Source organism: Marinobacter alexandrii (assembly GCF_005871205.1).
Taxonomy (GTDB): Bacteria; Pseudomonadota; Gammaproteobacteria; order Pseudomonadales; family Oleiphilaceae; genus Marinobacter; species Marinobacter alexandrii.
Genome location: NZ_SWKM01000015.1, coordinates 151,456 through 168,812, shown reverse-complemented (window position 1 = coordinate 168,812; position 17,357 = coordinate 151,456). Strand labels below are relative to the sequence as shown.

Genomic DNA, 17,357 nt, shown 5'->3' with positions numbered 1-17,357 from the left:
GCCAAGCGATGACTTAAACCGTGATAACAATGTGATAACCTGAAAAAAAGTAGACCCTTAAGCTAGACTTGTAAGATATATTGACAGGGATATGGTGGGTCACTCCCTTACAAGGAAGGTAAGTGCATTGAGCCTATTTCAGACCGATGCTTGGTTGGGCGCCTGGTGGAATACTTGGGGAACTACCGCTGGATTCAGTTCTGTCATTCCGGGGGGAAGTGGCGGTTCAGGACTGTACCTTGATAACTATCGATTTCGAGGTGTGCTGCCAATCCGTTGCCTACAGTTCGTTGGTACGAACTACCGCCGAATCTCAACGCCAAGAACAGAATACAACCAGTTGAGGTCTGAGTGGCTTACTGACAGTGAATTTGAATTTGTCCAATCCCTTCCATGGAACGAAGCAGTTTTCCGCGATATTGTTGATCATTCACCGGACTTAAATGAGATCAAGCGACTCTGTAAGAGTAAACGTTGGTTATTCCGCGTGGTCCACTCTGATGATGCTTACGGCATTTCTGCATTAGGCGACTTCCACACCTACCTTGGAAAACTCGGTTACAACACTCGCCTCAGACTGTTCAACCGTCGTAAAGTGCTCCAGTCATGCGGAGAAATAAGCCGTCGGAACCTTTGGCCAAATGAATGCGACACCTTTTTCCAACTGTTGAATGATTTTCACCGAGACCGCTGGGGAACTCCATGCTTTGGCCGCTTGAGTCTAGCTTTCCACAAGCAGTTTCTGGCAGATATTGAAAAAGAAGGAGGAGTGCCCCAGCTCTCTTTGCTCTCTTGTGATCAGAGTGCAATCTCCGTTCTGTATAATGTTGAATTTAAAGGAACCGTATACAATTTGCAGTCAGGTTATCTGGAGTCCTTCCATAAAAAACTTTCAATCGGGAGCCTTCATTTGGGCTACTGTATTGAGGAAGCCTTTCTTGATCCCGGGGTGAGGCTTTTTGACCTGTTGGCTGGTGGAGGCAAAAATGACAATTATAAAAAAAGACTGGCAACTGATATCACCCCGCTCGTCTCGGTGATGATTGTGCGTGGCACATTATTGAAGCTACTTTATTTGCTGAAGCACCCAGACTGGTGAACATGGAAACTTATTCTAGACCTCCTGCTAGAACCTGGCTGGTTCCCCTTGCCGCTGTCGCGCTGCTCATTGTCGGCCTGTGGCCGACACTTGAAGTGCTTGGCTCACGTTGGCTTATATTAGATCAGTCGTATTCTCATGGTTTTTTAATTCTGGCAGCCAGCATTGTTTTGGTTGTGCGCAAGTGGCTCAGGGGGCCACCTAGCATCGGTCTCTTTTCATTTTGGCTTTTACCGTTATTGTTAGCGGCGGTGGTTTACCTGGCCGGTGCTGTGTTGTTGATTGAGGCATTGCAGCAGCTAGCTATTTTACCTTTGGTTGTGGGAACTCTGCTTCTTGTTTGGGGGTGGCGGCAAACCACCGCATTTCTACTTCCCATCGGCTTGCTCGCATTCGCTATTCCTGTTTGGGACTACCTGTCTTGGCCGCTTCAGCTTATTACCGTAGAGGTCAACCAGTTCTTTTTGTCACGGCTGGATATCGAGTTTTTTGTTGAAGGAGTGGTTGTCTATTTCCCGGGGGTCGGCGCGTTCGAGATCGCACACGGTTGCTCGGGGCTGCGCTACCTATTGGTTGGGTTGACGTTAACAACCTTGTACGGCGAATTGAATTACAAGACTGTCCGCAGCAGGTGTTATCTGATTGTGGCCGGCACCTTATTGGCTCTGGTTGCGAACTGGGTGCGTGTTTTTGTCATAATCTATATTGGTTACGAATCTAATATGAGCTCACCTTTAATTAATCAGCATGATTATTTTGGGTGGTGGGTATTCACGGCCACACTCGTGCCACTTTTTTTTATTGCCCTGAAGCTCGAGAACCGGGAGGTCTTTACGGGCCGGGTTCAGACCACTTTTGTTGATGACCGGAGTCAGGCGCCGGGCTGGCTATCGATTTTGGGTGTCGTGTTCTTACCGATCCTGTTGTTTTCAGTTGCCGGATGGTCGGCATCTTTCCCTGAGCAAGACACTGTATCTGGTCAAAAAAATTCACCACTCGCATCGGTAGTTGACGATGGAAGCTGGTTGCCTCTGTTTCAAAATTCACTCCAAAGCTGGAAGCCCATTATTGAAAGGCCCGATCGTTATCGTGTCGATGTTTACGAGTTGACGGCCAAAGAAAAGGTATTCGGTGAAGAGCAAATAAAGCTCTTAACGGGACTTTATGTGTATGAGTTTCAAAGGCCTGGTGGTGAATTAGTCAATTATAACAATAGGTTGTATGACAGTAGTATGCTATTCCCCGAAAAGACCTTCGAGATTGACGCTGGAAACGGTCTAACGCTGCCAGGTATAGAGCTGAAATATCGCTGGACTGGCGACCGAATACACGTTGCCTATGGTTACTATGTTGAGGGGCGTTGGGAAAGCGATGAGTTGAAAGCCAAACTTGCACAAATTCCCGGTATTCTTAATAAAAGAACGGATGCCTCGTTACTGGTTGCGGGAGTTAGCTGTGAACAATGTGATGGTGAAAAGCTCTTGCAACATCTGTTGCCTGATTTGAGAAAACAGGCTGAGACTCAGTTAGACGCCCGTTATGAGTCTGGCCGATAAGCGTGGATAACGCATTGGTTATCCACGCTTATCTAAATTTCCGCTACTGAACCTGAGTTGAGACCGGGCTTGAAGGTGGGCTGGACAATCCATTGGTATCTAAGACTTTGATTGTAAAATACCAAGTTCCAGAAGCGAGACCATCGAAGGTGTAGGATGTTTGATCACCACCAATGTTCACACTCTGCTGCAAACTATTTACATCCTGTCCATAGTCGATTGTGTACGAAGCAATTTCGCTCAAAGCAATGGAGCTTCCATCCAATCGGGTTAATGGTGCGGTCCAGGTGAGAGTGACAGAGCCAGAATCGGGGGATGTGGGCTCGCTGGTGGTTGGCTCACTCGGTGTCGTAGAGGTGTCTCCAGTGCCACCGCTCGTTGTTGAATCACCCTCAGATGCTACAGTTTCAAGAGTGTACGGGTCTAAACTCGCCTCGTAGGCTTCGATATTGGTTATTCCCTGAGAATTGTTAACAACACCTGCGTCCGGTACCCATACACTGAGCCCGTGACGCAGCTCCCAGGTATCGGAAATTCCATCACCATCTGAATCCAGACCTTGGCGTGTGGAAGGGTCAGGTGTCGATACAGTGGATGCTGTTGACAAGCTTTCCCCAGTGCTCAGGTTCGTGGCGGAATAGCGGGCCACGGCACTGCCGGAGCCCTCGAAATATTCGATAGTCAGTTTCAGTTGTTCTCCGGCGGATAGCGAGCGATCGTAAGTGAAGGTCCTCGTGGGGTGAGACGTCCAGTCATCAATTACCAATTGGCCGTTCGCATACAGTCTGACGCCGTCATTAGTGCTCACAGTAAAGCGATACTCGTTGGAGCCAGATTCATGGGGAGCGGTGAATATTCCGTTCCATCGAATACTGAACTGGTCTTCGGGCATCTCCGGCAGGGGTTGGCCACGCGCCCAGTCAAAGTCCACCGCACCATGCACATCGGTCAGGACGAAGCGATTGAATGATGTGCCTTCGAAATACTGGGCACCAAATCCGGCAATATATGATGGTTCTGTGGGCGTGGGTTCGGGTTCGGGTTCGGGTTCGGGTTCAGGGCTAGGGGCAGCAGTAGGGGTGCTACTGGGATCATTGATGACAGTTCCAGCAACGTATTCTTCCAAGTTACTGTAGCCGTCGTTATCAAGGTCACCTTGGGCATCCGTGTCGTCAAGGGGATCAAGTTCATTTGCAAATTCAACTCCATCTGGTATGCCGTCTCTATCGGTATCCACGTTGTTTTCCCTGGTGCCAATCAGAAATTCATCGGCTGCTGCAAGTTGATCCCCGTCGGGATCGGAGCTGGCGTCGTTGGAATCGTCTGGATTCAGACCATTAACAACTTCCCAATTGTCGTAAAGACCATCTTGGTCCTGGTCTGCCGGAGGAAAGGCGGGGTTAAAGGTCAGGCCTTCGGTACCGTCTAGGTAACCAACACGATAGCCAAGATTGTAGGCTTCCTGGCCGGTTTGACCGGTATCAATGGCCGGTTTTGCGTAGCTATAAATGTGGGCACTGCCAATAACTTCCCGCGAGATTCCGGGCCCCTCCCAGGCAACGGCGAAGTGGTCGCTACCAAATCCTTCCTTTTGAAGGACCTCAAAGTAGTATCTTTTTGATGAGTCCAGGGTTACGTAGCGTGAGGTCTGAGAGCTGTATTTGTCGAATTCGTTAACGTTGGTCCAGGCGGGAGTCAGGGACAGTAGGTCAACGTTCTCAGGAGAGTCTGACGTACTTAACCAAAATTCCGCTTGATCGTTCCCGCTAATAAAGAAGCGATATTCGCCAGATGCTGGTGGCTTAATGAAGCCCCTTACATAGGAACCATAATACTCTGCCCGGTTTTCGGGATCTTCAAGGCTAGTGAGTGATGCTACTTCATCGGGGTTATCAGGAAACTTGGCGGAGGCTGTCATTGTGTCGATTTCGACACCGTCCAAATTGTCGTAATAACGGACCTGAACCTCACCTGGTTCACTTGTTTCGGGCACTGCTTCCGGTGGAGGGAGTTCTTCCACGCCCTGGAATTGCCAGCTTTGACATCCGCCAATTAAAATGAGTGCGCTTCCTAGTCCCAGTATTTTGCAAACAGACATACCCCACCCACCGTTCCCGTTAATCGCAACAGGTTAAGTATTGTTTTAGTGAGGGAGTGCTGCCACCGATTACTAGGATTGTTTTGGACTTTGCGATGTTGGGTTAGATCGAATCAGCATGTTGCTGGATGATCAACCAGGGCCGAATAAAGGGCTATTCCTCCTTTTCGAGCAGGTTAAGAACCTCCCGGGCTTTTCGTGGCTGGTCGGTTGCCCGGTAGACTTCAGCGAGATGCAGCACTATCTCCGCCGAATCGGGTTGAAGCTGGTGGGCTTTCTCAAGGAGCTTCACGCTATCCTCTACCTCACCATGCGTGAACAGAATCCAGCCGTAGGTGTCTGTGATTGAGGCATTCTCGGAGTTGAGATCGAAAGCTCTTCGGGCAAGCCCAAGAGCACGGTTGTCGTTATTTTGGTGGTAAAGCCACGCAAGGTTATTTAGCGCCAGGACATTATTCTCTGCATGTTTCAACACTTGTTCGTATGCATGAATTGCTTCCTTTTCCCGTTCACTGGCTTGATAGAGTAAGGCTAGGTTGACCAATAATTGAGGGTCGTCAGGAAACACCTCTAGCGATTTCTCAAGCGACTCTATGCCTTTATCAACATGTCCGGCCTGTTGTAGTGCGCGAGCATAAGCCACTTCCGTCGATGCAGAGCGTTTTTTCTCCAGTGCAAGTTTCAGCATTTCTGCTGCTTCCTGGTGCTGCTTTTGCGAGGAGAAATAGGCTGCCTCGACGATTAGGGGTAGAGGTGAATCTGGGTGCTCGCGCTTGACTTCCATCAGGTTTTCACGCGCCTCTTTAACGTTCCCTTGTTGAAAGGCAAGGGCTGCGGCCTGCAAGGCTATATCCTGATCATCGGGGAAAAGAGCTCTGCCGCGATCAAGTATGCGTGAGGCGTTTTCTATATGGGCGGAGTCAAGCTCCCGAGTGGCGATGGAGTGATATATATCCGCCACCAGGGGCGCAAAACGTGATGGGGTGTCTGCTTCAACTCTTTCCAGTAGAGCGGCAGTCAGTTGTTCTGCTTCTTCTCTATTGCCGGCACTGAGCGCCAGTTCCAGAAGGACTGCTTTCGGGCCATGGGCGTCTGGGTTATCGCTCAGTATCTCTTTCATGAATGTGGTCAGTTCAGCATGTTTCATCAACCCGCTGAGACCAACGAGCGCCTGTGAGTTGTTGGGGGAAAGCCGCAGGGCTTTTTTGAAATGTTTGAGGGCGTTGCTTTGATTAGAAAGCTGCAGAGCGAGGTTACCTGCCGCAATTGCAGGTTCCGCGCTTTCTGGATTTTTTTTAGCGGCCTCATCAAAATATTTCATGGCCTCGGTATTATTGCCGTCCCGAGCTGCGAGCTGCCCGCGTGCAATCAGGGCAGCAATGTTATCGGGCTGCTCTTCCAGCCAGGCGTTGGATAGCTGCACGGCCGAAGAGAGGTCGCTCTTTGCAATGTTTGCCCGTAGGAGCAGCAGTCTCGCCTGATCTTCGTACTGATTGCTAGCCAAGACATATTGAGCATGCTGGATGGCGGCACTGGGATCGCCATTCTGGAGCAGGAAGCTGGCATACCGTAACCGGAGTCGGTGGTTGTCGGGCCTGAGAGAAAGAGACTTGTCGATGAATGTACGTCCCGAACTGCTTTCTCCGCTTGCTAGGGAGACGATGCCGACTAAGGCAAGGACTTCGGGGTCATTCTGGCTTTCATCGAGTTCGCCCAGAATTTCGCGAGCGCCGATCGTGTCTTGAAGTTGCAGTCGGGTGGCTGCAAGCAGTTTTTTCGCGGTATCGGATCCGCTTTGCGAAACAATGGGGGAGAGCAGAGCTTCGGCCTCTTTCATCCGGCCTTGTCTGAATTTGACCATGCCCAGCATAAGTGTACTTTGCTGATGCCCGGGTGCCAGGGCCAGGATTTCCTTCAGATAGCGGCTTGCGCTTTCCATATCCCCGCCCTGGTATGCTTTGCTGGCAGCAGTCAGGTTGCTTTTTATCGTTCCTGGGGCGGACCTGGCCAATATTTCTTCGTAGATATAGGCCTCGGAGGATTTGCCTTGGGCCCTCAAGACATCAATCAGGGCGGAGATAGTTTTATATTTTCGATAGGTCATTACGTCGTACTGACCGATGTCTTCCAGTGCTCGAATATAAGCATCTTCGGCAGCTGATAGTTGCCCTTCTGAATGAGCCAGCTGTGCTTTCCAAAGCCACAGCTCTGATTCATTCGGATCTATCCGCTCTGCTTTATCCACATACGCTTGAACCTGAACCGGGTCGCTTCGTGCATAGGCCACGCGGGACAAGCCTACTAGCGGCAATGATGTCGTGTTATCCAGTGATTCGGCTTTGAGAAAAGCCTGTTCTGCCAGTTGGACATTGTTGCGTGCCAGGTGAATGCGTCCCCGCAAGAGGGCAGCGTCCAGTTGCACCCCAAGATCAGGTGAAGTGAGCAAGTCCAGTGTAGATAGTGCATCTTCAAATTGGCCCTGCATCAGTTGCGCTTCAGCGCTAATCAGTGATGCTTCGTCAGCCTGTGTGGCAGGCATTGATGCTTTGGGAATTTCCTGAAGAAGGCGGTTCAATTGATGCTCTGCATTAATCGCATCGCCGGCAGCCAGCAGGTTTCTGATGATGATGAAATAGGGGGGAACTTTACCCGGCTGCAACTCGATGGCACTCCGTGCCTCAAGGGTACTGGCTTTTAGTTCTCCCTGATCCTGGAAAAAAAGCGCCTGGTCCAAATGGCTGAGATATTGAATTTCTTCCTGACTCATCTCATTTTCACGGCCGCACCCTGCCAAGCCAATTGCCAAAGTAAGGAAGAGCGTTGCGGTGCTTGTAAATCGAGCAAACTTCATGGCCAGTTCCTTTTATCCATTTTTCGCGCCGTCGTCCATTTCGTCAGGCGTTAGGGGCCTCGGTCGAGGTTTCTATATTGTATTTGTCAGTCAGGTTATAGAGGGTGGGACGGGTAATACCCAGCAGCCGCGAAGCACCCGCCATATTATAGTTGCAGGATCTCAGTGCCTGGATGATGGCCTGGCGTTCCGCGAATTCTCTTACCTGTCTGAGATTTAACTGCATGTTGTTAGCCGGTGCTTTGCTGGGGAGTTCGAGATCTTCTGCGGTCACTCGCTTGCCAGCCGCCATGATGGTGGCGCGTTTTATCTTATTGATCATTTCACGCACATTACCCGGCCACGCATAGCTGTTGATTGCGTTGATGGCATCTTCGGTGAAGGCTAGATTGGGCCTGTCCATATTCTTGCCCAGAGATTTCAGTAGCGACTGAGCAACTACGAGCGCATCTCCCTCTCGATCGCGCACTGCAGGAACATCAAGAGTGATTTCACTGATTCGATAATAGAGGTCTTCTCTGAATTCCCCGCTTTCAATGAGATGGCTTACATCTCTGTGTGTGGCGCAAACAACTCTCACGTCCACTGGAATGGGGTGCACGGAGCCAACCCGGTCAACGACTCGCTCCTGGAGAAATCTCAGAAGCTTGGCCTGAAGGGCCATGGGCATGTCGCCAATCTCGTCCAGGAACAGGGTGCCACCGTTGGCGCTCTCGATTTTGCCTTTTTTGGAGTGCGTCGCGCCCGTGAAGGACCCTTTTTCAAACCCGAACAGTTCGCTTTCGAGTAGGTTTTCGGGAATTGCGGCACAGTTGATAGCGGCGAAAGGCTTTCGTCCGCGCTGGCTAAGGTCATGAATGGCGCGTGCCAGCAGTTCTTTGCCGGTTCCGGTCTCGCCGGTAATCAGTGTGGTGACGTCGGTGGGAGCGACTTTTTCAAGGGTGCGACAAATGGCAAGCATTTGCGGGCTGGCAGCCACAATGCCCTTGATGTTGGTGCCATTGCGCTGGCTGGTCAGGTCCCGGTTTTCGCGTTCGAGTTCTGCCAGCCGGAACGCCCGGTGAACTACAAAGGTAAGAATGTCGGCATCCAGGGGTTTCTGGTAAAAATCACAGGCGCCCATGCCGATCGCTTTGACCGCGTTTTCCTTATCTTCTCGACCGGTTACAACAATGACTTTGGTCATCGGAGCAAGGCGAAGGATTTCCTCAAGCAGTGCGAAGCCTTCTGTGGCCCCGCCAGGATCTGGAGGAAGTCCAAGATCAAGGGTCACCACATCGGGTTCGGTGCGCCTCAGTGCTGCCAGGGCAGAATCTCGGTCAGAGGTGACCGTGATATCAAGCTCCTCGCTGAAGCACCAACGCATTTGGCTCTGCAAGCCAGGGTCATCCTCTACGATTAAGAGTCGTCTAGTCACGCCAGAAACAATTCCCTTGTTTATTACTGTGTCTGAATCGCGACGCCTTCTTCCACTGGCATCCTCTAATTAATTCTTAACTGAACATTGGCGCTTTGCAATGCAAAGCGCCAATGTTAATGCGAAACGTCTATTAATTGGCGTTTTGCCTGGGCTGTGCCGGAGCATTATCGATAAATGCCTGCGACTCCGGAGCGGGCAGGGCTTGCGCCTCGGCTAACGGTATCCGAATCGAGAAGCAGGAACCGACGCCTGGCTCACTGGTCACGTCGATGTTGCCACCCAGCCTCTGCACATACTCCCGCGCCTGATAGGCCCCAATGCCCATTCCGGTCAGGCCTTTGGTGCTCTCGAACGGTTTGAACAGCTGACAATTGATAAATTCCTCGGTCATTCCACAGCCCGAGTCGTGAATAAATAAAGCCACATTACCCCGTGCGATCTTCAGGGACAGAGTGATTTCACCTTCTGGGGGCGTCGCGTCCTGGGCATTTTGAATGAGATGGCCCAGCACACTGCGTAGTTGCTCTTCATCCGCCAGTACCAGTGCCTGAGGCGGGTTGCCTTCCAGGCGGGGGTTGGGGCGAGACTGACTGTAGTGCTCAAGCAGGCTCACAACCAGGCTGGTCAGATCCAGTAATTGCTGTTCATCGCCATTGTCGCTGGCAGGGCGGCGCATATGGTCAACCAGATTCGACATTTTCCGGACCGCGTGGTCGGTGGTGTCAATCATGTCGTCAATGAAGGCTGGATTATTGCGATGCTTGGGCGCATTTTTGACGAGAAGGGATAATTGAGAGATGACGGTCTTGAGATCGTGAATCATAAATGCCGAGGCTTTACTAACGGCTTCAAACTGCATGGCCCTTGAGAGTCGGTGCTGGGCATCCGCTTGAGCCAGCAGGTTGCAGGTCTGCCGGGCTACGACTTTTACCAGGTCGAAGTTTTCCCAGTTGAGCTCCACCTGTGCGTAAGGCACCCCCACCACCGCAATGCCATAGAGCTCATTGTCGAGGTATAGCGGAATAACCAACCAGGCGTCCGGTATGTTGGCGATCGCCTCGGGAATTTCGAGCAAATCATAGGCCACAGGGTCAGCGCGGTATTCCTGCAGATTCACCACCCAGTCCCGATGGTTAAACAGACGGACCAGGTCAGAGTCCGATTCAATGTCGGTGTACTTTCCGATTGGCGTATTAACCGAGGCTTTCAGCGTGTAGCTGCCCCGATCATCCCTGAGCCAGATCGCACCTGAGTTGCTTTCGACCAGACTGGCGAGAATTCTCGTCACCCGCTCTGGCAGCGGAGGGTCATCGCTGAGATTGGCGAGTTCCCGCGTCATTTTTAGCCATTCTTCCCGGTAATCATACTTGTAGTCGAAGAAGTTCTTGCTGATCCGCACCATCAGTTTGGCTCGGATTCGACGTGAGAGAATCAGGGTGGCCAGGAACGCCAGTGCGATGGTAAAAAACAGTACCTGTAGTGCGCCTCCCCAGTCCCCGCCAAGTACCCGAACATAATAGCCGCCTATAGCCAGGCAGAGCAGGTAGCCGCCAGCGAAGACCAGCGTGCCAGCGTGAAACACCGCGGACCGGGAAAGCTGAAAGTCGACGGGCTGTTTGCGGGTATTGATGACGTTGATCGCGAACAAAGGAACCAAAAGGGCATTCACAAAGCCTCGAGCATTCCAGAACGAATCCGATACCTGGCCAAACAGCAAGGCATCGACATACATGAAGAAGTCGAAAGCGAACAGTGTGGCAATGCCAATGCAAAGGTATTTAATGCTCGATCGGCCAAATCCTGGAGAGTTGCGCCAAATCTGTTCGACCAGGGACAATCCGAGCAGCGATAGCGAAATCTGGCCCACGAGGCGGGTCTTGCCACTCAGGATGGAGAGGCCAAACACGTACTCCAGCATCCCGAAGCCCACCAGGAGAACCAGTAGGACAACTGTTGAAACACCCAGTATCTGTTTTAGTTGTCCGGTAAGGCTGCCTTGGCGAAACGAGTTTCTGAGCATTGCGAACAGCAGGAGGATCCAGGCGCTGTACCTCAGGAGCTCGAGAAGATAGCGGATAAAGAAGCTGGGGAAGCCCCAGAAGCTTTGTATGACCAGCGCCGACGACCAGAGCGTGGTCACGATGGCCGCCAGGAACAGGGCTCGGTCGATGTCTCGCCGGGTGTAACGGGTAACCACAAGCACCGCCAGCAACCCAAAGGTAAGGGCGGCCGCTATGTGGCTGATCACACTGAAGTCGCTTAGCATCCCTCGCATCCTGCGTGAGTGTCCGCTGATCCCTGACGGTTGAACCTGCGCTACACCGGTTTTTTGTTATCCATGTAAAACCGGAAGATGTCCTTGAGCTCTCGCTTGGGTTTAAATCCAAACTCATTTGCGAATGCTCTGCCGTCTATAACAACAGGATACTTGAAAAATGCCATTAGGTACGACGGAAAACTTCTTAGCTTCAATGTCCGAAGAATCATGGAAGGAAGAATTGGTGGAACCGAAGGTATCGGCAAGCTTTTACAGTGACAGAGTTTCAGCGCGTGCTGGTAGGCAACCCAGTCTTGAGGAGCGACATTGAAAACACCGCGAACCGGTTTTTTATAGGCGAGCACGATGGCGTCCGCCATATCGTCGATGTGGATGAACTGCATCATCGGCGAAAAGCCGGCCAGCACTGGTGCCCGTTCGCTCGCGAGTAGCGTGCTCATGGCATTCCTGACGCCGGGACCAACAATGTTGCAGGGCCTGAGAATGGAGATATTCAGTTCCGGGTAGCGCCAGAGGTAGATGTTGGCCAGGTTTTCCAGTTCAACAGAGTCGATCAGGTCTGAACTGAGGCCGGCGCTCTTGAGTGGGGCCGCCTCGTCGATCAGGGCAGGGTTGTACGCTACGGCGCCGTAGACGTGGTAAGTCGACAACACTACAACCCGTTTGATGCCGTATTTCAGGCTGAGATCGAGAAGCTTTTGGGTTCCCAGTACGTTGGCGTTATAGCGGCGCATCCGGGTGAGCTGGCTCGACATGATACGTCCAAGGTGGATGACCCCGTCGAACTCGTAGCGGCGGAACAGGTCCTCGAAGACCCGCTTGTTGAAATCGATGCAGTAGCTGGGAATATCGTCGCCCAGGTAAACCTGCTCTCGGAAATCGACCGCCACCAGATCACAATGATCCCGAAGCTGATTGATGACCTGTTGTGCCAAAGCACCGGCGGCACCCGTGACAAGAATGTGAGGTCTGCGATGTTGGGTCATCAGAAAAGCCTTTTCCGTTCGCTCAAGCCTTTGTCAATCAGCCGGCTGATCTCCGCCTTTACCTTTTCAACGCGTTCAGTCACCTGTTCTTCCGGGATCTCAAGGTCGTCGAAGTACATCGGGTCGCCAAAGTTAAGGTGAACCTTGGCCGGCAGCACCACTGGCAGTGCCAGTGGTGCATAGGGTATGCCTAGTGCTTTGGCCAGCGGCTTGATGTTCGCAATCGCAGGAATGGTCTCCTCGCAACCGACCACGCCAACCGGAACAATCGGGGCGTTGTATTTCATGGCCAGGTGCATGAAGCCACTGCCAAACCGTTTGAGTTCGTACCGATCCCTGTACAGCTTGCCGGAGCCGCGGATACCTTCGGGGAAAACGATCACTGCCTCATCGTTGGCCAACATCTTTGCGCAATTCACTGGGTCGCCCAGTACCGCGCCCACTTCGTTAAGCAGGTTTCCGAGCCAGGGCACTGTAGGGAAGAAACGTTCAATCATCGCGCGGGGCATGCGCGGCGATTTCTTCCGGGACGCCAGCGCATAGCCAATCAGTATTCCGTCGATGGGGAGTTGGCCGCTGTGGTTCGCGATGATGAGCACCGGGCCTTTGGAGGGGATTTTCTCAACTCCATGGGCCTGAACCCGAAAGTATTTCTCGTAAATCTGTTTGGTCAATGCAAGGCCGTATTTGACGGCCTCGTTGTTATAGCCCCAGGGGTCGTACCCAAGCGATCCTTGGGGCTTGCGAATACGGTTTACTTGCTGTTCAAGCTCTACAGGCACCAGCCTGGACTTAATAAACGACGCCAGACTCATGCTGACTCCCTGTTTTGTAACGGTTTAAACACTGGAATCAGGCGCGGCCAATCAGAACACCCAGCGTGTGGCTTTGGCCTTCATTAAGCACGCGGTAGTCACCGCTGGCATTGGCGGTTTCGACGCAGAGCATGTTTTTCCAGGCCTCATCCCGAAAGTCGGAGAGTGTAGCGGCCTTGGCTGGGCCGGGGTTCCAGACCACTGTTGAGTCGCTGCCCACGGACGAGAGTTTGCGCTTGCCCGCAGGGGTCACAATGGTCATGGGCGCTCCGCTCTCATAGATGCGGTCGGTTTCGCCCTCGAAATACACGGGGCCTTCCTGCCAGCAGTATTCCCAATCGCGAAGCGTATCAATGTAATGACTGTCGCCGAGTCCCAAAACCCGGCTGCGCCCGACATCCGGCGTTGGGAAGTAACTGTGCAGGGCCTGGCTGAACGCCAGCGGATGGCTGCTCATGTTGGTGGTGGTCAGCGCCACCTGGCATCCCCGGATGGAAAAGCTGAAGGTGATGAGGGCGAGGGCGTGGCCACTCCAGATGTCATGAAAGTCTTCATTGGCGTCCAGAGAGAGACTGATCTCCACCTCGTGAGCGTTCTCCCGGACGTCTTCGAGCTTCCAGATAGATGTGCGGGCGAAACCATGGGCCTTGTCGGTGTGAATGCGCTTCCGAACTTCGGGGGCATTTTTTGCCGGATCACCAAACCACGGCCAGCACACCGGCACGCCGCCGCGAATGGCGCGGCCCGGCTCCATGCGGGCGGTATCGCTGCACCACAGCCAGTCAGGTTCGTCCTTCGGAGCAAAATGGGTCAGATGGGCGCCTTGTAGGAACACCGTGGCCCTGAATAGCGGGTGATTAACGTCCAGCGCCTCCAGTTGTCCAATGGTGCGCCAGCGAGTGAAGGACCATTGGCCCGGAGAAAGAGAAAGTGGCGGTCGGTTACTGCTCTCAGACATGGCGTGTTTCAGAGACTCCTGAGTTAACGGTATGTGCCTATACAGAGAGTAAATTAAATCTCCCGTCCCGGCGAGAATTACGCATAAAATATGGCCAAATGTTCAGGGAAGCATTAATGGAAGACTCGGTTGTTATTGCCCTTAAAGACCAACACTTCGAACCCGTCGGTTCCGTTGTAGAGGTGACTGCCAGTAGCCATGATCTTGTCGGGTTGCCTGCTGGCAATGCCGAACCGGTATCCAGTGCTTGGCTTGACGAGTTGGCCGACGGTTTAAGTGAGCACGGCTGGATGACCCTTGATGTTGCCGGTGTGCTTGGTCGGCCACTGTTGGCCAGCCTGGCATCGGAGGTTGGATTGCTGGACAGAACCGACGCGATGAAGAGGGCAGGCATTGGCCGCGGCACGGATCTGACCCGGGATCGCTCCGTTCGCCGGGACCGGATCGCGTGGTTGCAGGGCATTACCGCACCTCAAGCTGCTTTGTTCGATTTCTTTGGAGCGATTCAGGCCGGACTCAATCAGCGTCTGTTCCTTGGGCTGAAGCGCTTTGAAGCACACTACGCTACCTATCAGGCGGGTGACTTCTATAAAAAACACCTGGACAGCTTTCAGGGGCGGGCATCCAGGGTTATCAGTCTGGTGCTGTACCTGAATGAAAGCTGGCAGCCAGGGGAGGGCGGTGAGTTGCAGGTGTTCAATCGGGAAAACGATAACGAAGTCTGTGCCCAGGTTGTACCCGAGGCGGGTCGGATAGTGGTATTCCTGAGCGAAGAAATCCCCCACGAGGTGTTGCCCGCCCATCGCACCCGGCACAGTGTTGCCTGCTGGTTCCGGCAGGATGAAGTCCCGCTGCCGCTGTAAGAAACAGGTTTCGTCCCAGACGGGTCGAATTGGCGTTGTAGTCGGCAAACCCATTTGCTACTATGCGCGCCGCTTTCAGGGAAATAACCCAAAGCGACGTTATGGTGGCCCCATTGGTGCCTTCGCAACATGAAACCGTGAACCCGGTCAGGCCCGGAAGGGAGCAGCCGCAGCGGTGGAATTGTGTGCCGGAGTGTCGCTGGTGGGGTCACCCCCAGATTTCTCCCTCCCGTTTTATCTACACCCCAGATTAGTCTCGCTCTCCGCACGCTGAAACGCGTTGTTGCGGCGTTTTCTGTGGTTGATCTGTGCTTCTTCTCAAGTGGGGTCCATGCTAAGGTTAAGCCCGTTTTTAACAGCAGTTGGCGGAACATGAGCTACCAGGTACTTGCCCGAAAATGGCGCCCACGCACCTTCGAAGACATGGTGGGCCAGGAACACGTGCTGCAGGCGTTAATCCACGCGCTGGAGAGCCAGCGCCTGCACCACGCCTATCTGTTTACCGGAACCCGTGGTGTCGGTAAAACCACCATCGGCCGGTTGCTGGCCCGGTGCCTGAATTGTGAAACCGGAATCACACCCCGACCCTGTGGTGAGTGTTCGAGCTGCACCGAGATTCAGGAGGGTCGATTTGTCGACCTGATCGAAATCGACGCCGCCTCCCGGACCGGTGTCGATGACATGCGTGAACTGACCGACAACGTTCAGTACGCGCCTACTCGCGGCCGCTACAAGGTGTACCTCATTGACGAGGTCCACATGCTCACCAACCAGTCGTTCAACGCGTTCCTGAAAACGCTGGAAGAGCCCCCCGAACACGTCAAGTTCCTGCTGGCCACCACCGATCCGCAAAAGCTGCCGGTGACGGTGCTGTCGCGCTGCTTGCAGTTCAATCTTAAGCGAATGACACCCGAGCACATTGCCGGTCATCTGAAACACGTACTGGGCCAGGAACAGATTCCGTTTGAAGACCCAGCGCTGTGGCTGCTTGCGCGTGCAGCGGATGGCAGTATGCGCGACGCCCTGAGTCTCACCGATCAGGCGATTGCCTTTGGCAACCAGAAGCTTGCCGCCAGTGATGTCAGTAACATGCTGGGGACCATCGATCAGCGTGATATAGAGCGACTGGTCCGCGCTCTGGTTGAGAGCGATGGCCCGGGTCTGCTTTCTGAAATAAGCCGTATTTCGGACTTTGCGCCGGACTACGGCAATATCCTCGCCGACCTCCTGTCGCTGTTCCACCGCGTGACCATGGAGCAGGTGGTTCCTGGTAGTGCTGACAACGCACTGGGAGACGCGGCCGAGGTTCAGGCTCTTGCCCGTCAGTTAAGCGCGGAAGATGCTCAGCTTTTCTACCAGGCTGCGCTGATAGGTCGAAAGGACCTGACTATTACTCCGGATGCCCGAATGGGCTTTGAAATGACCCTGCTCAGAATGCTGGCATTTCGTCCCGGCGCTGATCGCCGGGAGCCACCAGCGGTCAGCTCTTCTACCCCGACCGGTTCTCCGGAATCCCACGACGAACCTGACCCCGCACGACCATCCGGTGCTGGTCCCGGGCAGGAGAACGCTGCTCAAAAGTCAGTGCCAGACACCAGTGCCGCTGGTCACGCCACGAATGAGTCCGCGCCCGAGCCGACCGCTGCCCAGCCGGATTCGGTAGAGCAGACGGCAGAGCAGGTGGCTGCACCTGAGGCATCGCCTCAGCCCGAGCCATCCCAGCCTGAGCGTCCGCAGCCAGAAACCCATCAGGAAACCGAGCCTGAGCCGCGCCCAGAGGTTGGCTCGGAGCAGCTTGCAGGGCCAGCGCCTGAGCCTGAATCGGCCGATGATGCCTGGTTGGCCAGCCTTGACGCTCAAGCATCAGATATGGACTCTGTGGATCAGGTACCACGGTATGAGCAACCGCCGGCCTCAGGCCCAGAGACGGTATCGGAACCAGAGCTACAGTCAGAGCCCGAGCAGCGGTCAGAACCGCTTGAGGTGCCCGTGGCAGAGCCTGTTGCCTCGGAGCCGGTTCAGGTTCCGGAAGCGGGCACTGATGGTGAGTTCGTCTGGGAACGGGATTTTCGCTCGCTGGAAATAGTCGGTATGCCTGGGAACCTTGCCAGTCACGGGGCTTTGGCCTGGGACGGTAACACCGTGGTACTGACCATCGACGATGGCCACGCGCGTCTGCTGAACGCCCGGCATGAAGAAAAAATCCTGGCCGGGTTGAGAAGTCGGTTTGGCAATGCCACTGAATTAAAAGTGGAGCCGGGCAATCCCGGGCCACATACGCCGGCGGCCTACGAAGAGCGCCAGCGTAAGGCACGTCAGCAAGCGGCTGAAGAGGCAATCCGTAAGGATCCGGCGGTAAAGTCCATCGTTGAACGATTTGAGGCGCGGGTAGTCGAAGACAGTATCCGGCCAATTGAGTCAAGCAGGAGATAG

Annotated in this window: 11 protein-coding genes and 1 other RNA gene; 5 read left to right on the top strand and 7 right to left on the bottom strand. The window is 53.6% G+C overall.

The window, feature by feature from the left end; translation table 11 throughout:
- The first annotated feature begins 127 nt into the window (after positions 1–127).
- Positions 128–1,099 carry a GNAT family N-acetyltransferase gene (locus tag FCS96_RS16970; protein WP_138441565.1) on the top strand — a complete coding sequence of 324 codons (972 nt, stop codon included), beginning with the start codon at positions 128–130 and terminating at the stop codon, positions 1,097–1,099.
- A gap of 2 nt (positions 1,100–1,101) precedes the next feature.
- A complete protein-coding gene (gene xrt, locus FCS96_RS16965) occupies positions 1,102–2,655 on the top strand; it encodes an exosortase (protein ID WP_138441564.1) in 1,554 nt (517 codons plus the stop codon).
- Between the two features lie 43 nt (positions 2,656–2,698).
- On the opposite strand, the gene FCS96_RS16960 is transcribed toward xrt, so the two are convergent.
- The 7 genes from FCS96_RS16960 to FCS96_RS16930 form a co-directional block, all read right to left on the bottom strand.
- Entirely contained in the window at positions 2,699–4,753 is a 2,055-nt protein-coding gene (locus FCS96_RS16960; RefSeq protein ID WP_138441563.1) for a PA14 domain-containing protein, read from the bottom strand.
- Positions 4,754–4,907: 154 nt separating this feature from the next.
- The gene (locus FCS96_RS16955) at positions 4,908–7,604 is read right to left on the bottom strand and encodes a tetratricopeptide repeat protein (RefSeq protein ID WP_138441562.1); all 2,697 of its coding nucleotides are present in this window, start codon (positions 7,602–7,604) and stop codon (positions 4,908–4,910) included.
- A 43-nt stretch (positions 7,605–7,647) separates the two neighbouring features.
- Positions 7,648–9,021 (bottom strand): PEP-CTERM-box response regulator transcription factor, encoded by a 1,374-nt coding sequence (prsR, locus tag FCS96_RS16950; protein ID WP_138441561.1) that lies wholly within the window; start codon positions 9,019–9,021, stop codon positions 7,648–7,650.
- Positions 9,022–9,154: 133 nt separating this feature from the next.
- Positions 9,155–11,290, bottom strand: coding sequence for an XrtA/PEP-CTERM system histidine kinase PrsK (gene prsK, locus FCS96_RS16945; protein WP_138441560.1), 2,136 nt, complete (start codon positions 11,288–11,290; stop codon positions 9,155–9,157).
- Positions 11,291–11,340: 50 nt separating this feature from the next.
- Positions 11,341–12,288, bottom strand: a complete 948-nt coding sequence (locus tag FCS96_RS16940; RefSeq protein ID WP_138441559.1) for an SDR family oxidoreductase — start codon at positions 12,286–12,288, stop codon at positions 11,341–11,343.
- Positions 12,288–13,103, bottom strand: a complete 816-nt coding sequence (locus FCS96_RS16935; RefSeq protein ID WP_138441558.1) for a lysophospholipid acyltransferase family protein — start codon at positions 13,101–13,103, stop codon at positions 12,288–12,290. Before FCS96_RS16935 ends, FCS96_RS16940 begins: the two co-directional genes overlap by 1 nt.
- 37 nt (positions 13,104–13,140) lie before the next feature.
- Positions 13,141–14,061 (bottom strand): D-hexose-6-phosphate mutarotase, encoded by a 921-nt coding sequence (locus FCS96_RS16930; RefSeq protein WP_138441557.1) that lies wholly within the window; start codon positions 14,059–14,061, stop codon positions 13,141–13,143.
- 116 nt (positions 14,062–14,177) lie between these two features.
- Between FCS96_RS16930 and FCS96_RS16925 the strand changes: the two genes are divergently transcribed.
- From FCS96_RS16925 to dnaX, 3 genes are all read left to right on the top strand, one after another.
- Complete coding sequence (locus tag FCS96_RS16925; RefSeq protein WP_138441556.1) at positions 14,178–14,924, top strand: 2OG-Fe(II) oxygenase; 747 nt, start codon at positions 14,178–14,180, stop codon at positions 14,922–14,924.
- Positions 14,925–15,035: 111 nt separating this feature from the next.
- Positions 15,036–15,132: signal recognition particle sRNA small type (gene ffs, locus FCS96_RS16920), an RNA gene on the top strand.
- A 164-nt stretch (positions 15,133–15,296) separates the two neighbouring features.
- Entirely contained in the window at positions 15,297–17,357 is a 2,061-nt protein-coding gene (dnaX, locus tag FCS96_RS16915; protein ID WP_138441555.1) for a DNA polymerase III subunit gamma/tau, read from the top strand.

Bases quoted from the DNA above. Each gene is read 5' to 3' on its own strand.
- xrt (WP_138441564.1), top strand. From the start codon at position 1,102: ATGGAAACTTATTCTAGACCTCCTGCTAGAACCTGGCTGGTTCCCCTT.
- FCS96_RS16960 (WP_138441563.1), bottom strand. From the start codon at position 4,753: ATGTCTGTTTGCAAAATACTGGGACTAGGAAGCGCACTCATTTTAATT.
- FCS96_RS16955 (WP_138441562.1), bottom strand. From the start codon at position 7,604: ATGAAGTTTGCTCGATTTACAAGCACCGCAACGCTCTTCCTTACTTTG.
- prsK (WP_138441560.1), bottom strand. From the start codon at position 11,290: ATGCTAAGCGACTTCAGTGTGATCAGCCACATAGCGGCCGCCCTTACC.
- FCS96_RS16940 (WP_138441559.1), bottom strand. From the start codon at position 12,288: ATGACCCAACATCGCAGACCTCACATTCTTGTCACGGGTGCCGCCGGT.
- FCS96_RS16935 (WP_138441558.1), bottom strand. From the start codon at position 13,103: ATGAGTCTGGCGTCGTTTATTAAGTCCAGGCTGGTGCCTGTAGAGCTT.
- FCS96_RS16930 (WP_138441557.1), bottom strand. From the start codon at position 14,061: ATGTCTGAGAGCAGTAACCGACCGCCACTTTCTCTTTCTCCGGGCCAA.
- FCS96_RS16925 (WP_138441556.1), top strand. From the start codon at position 14,178: ATGGAAGACTCGGTTGTTATTGCCCTTAAAGACCAACACTTCGAACCC.
- dnaX (WP_138441555.1), top strand. From the start codon at position 15,297: ATGAGCTACCAGGTACTTGCCCGAAAATGGCGCCCACGCACCTTCGAA.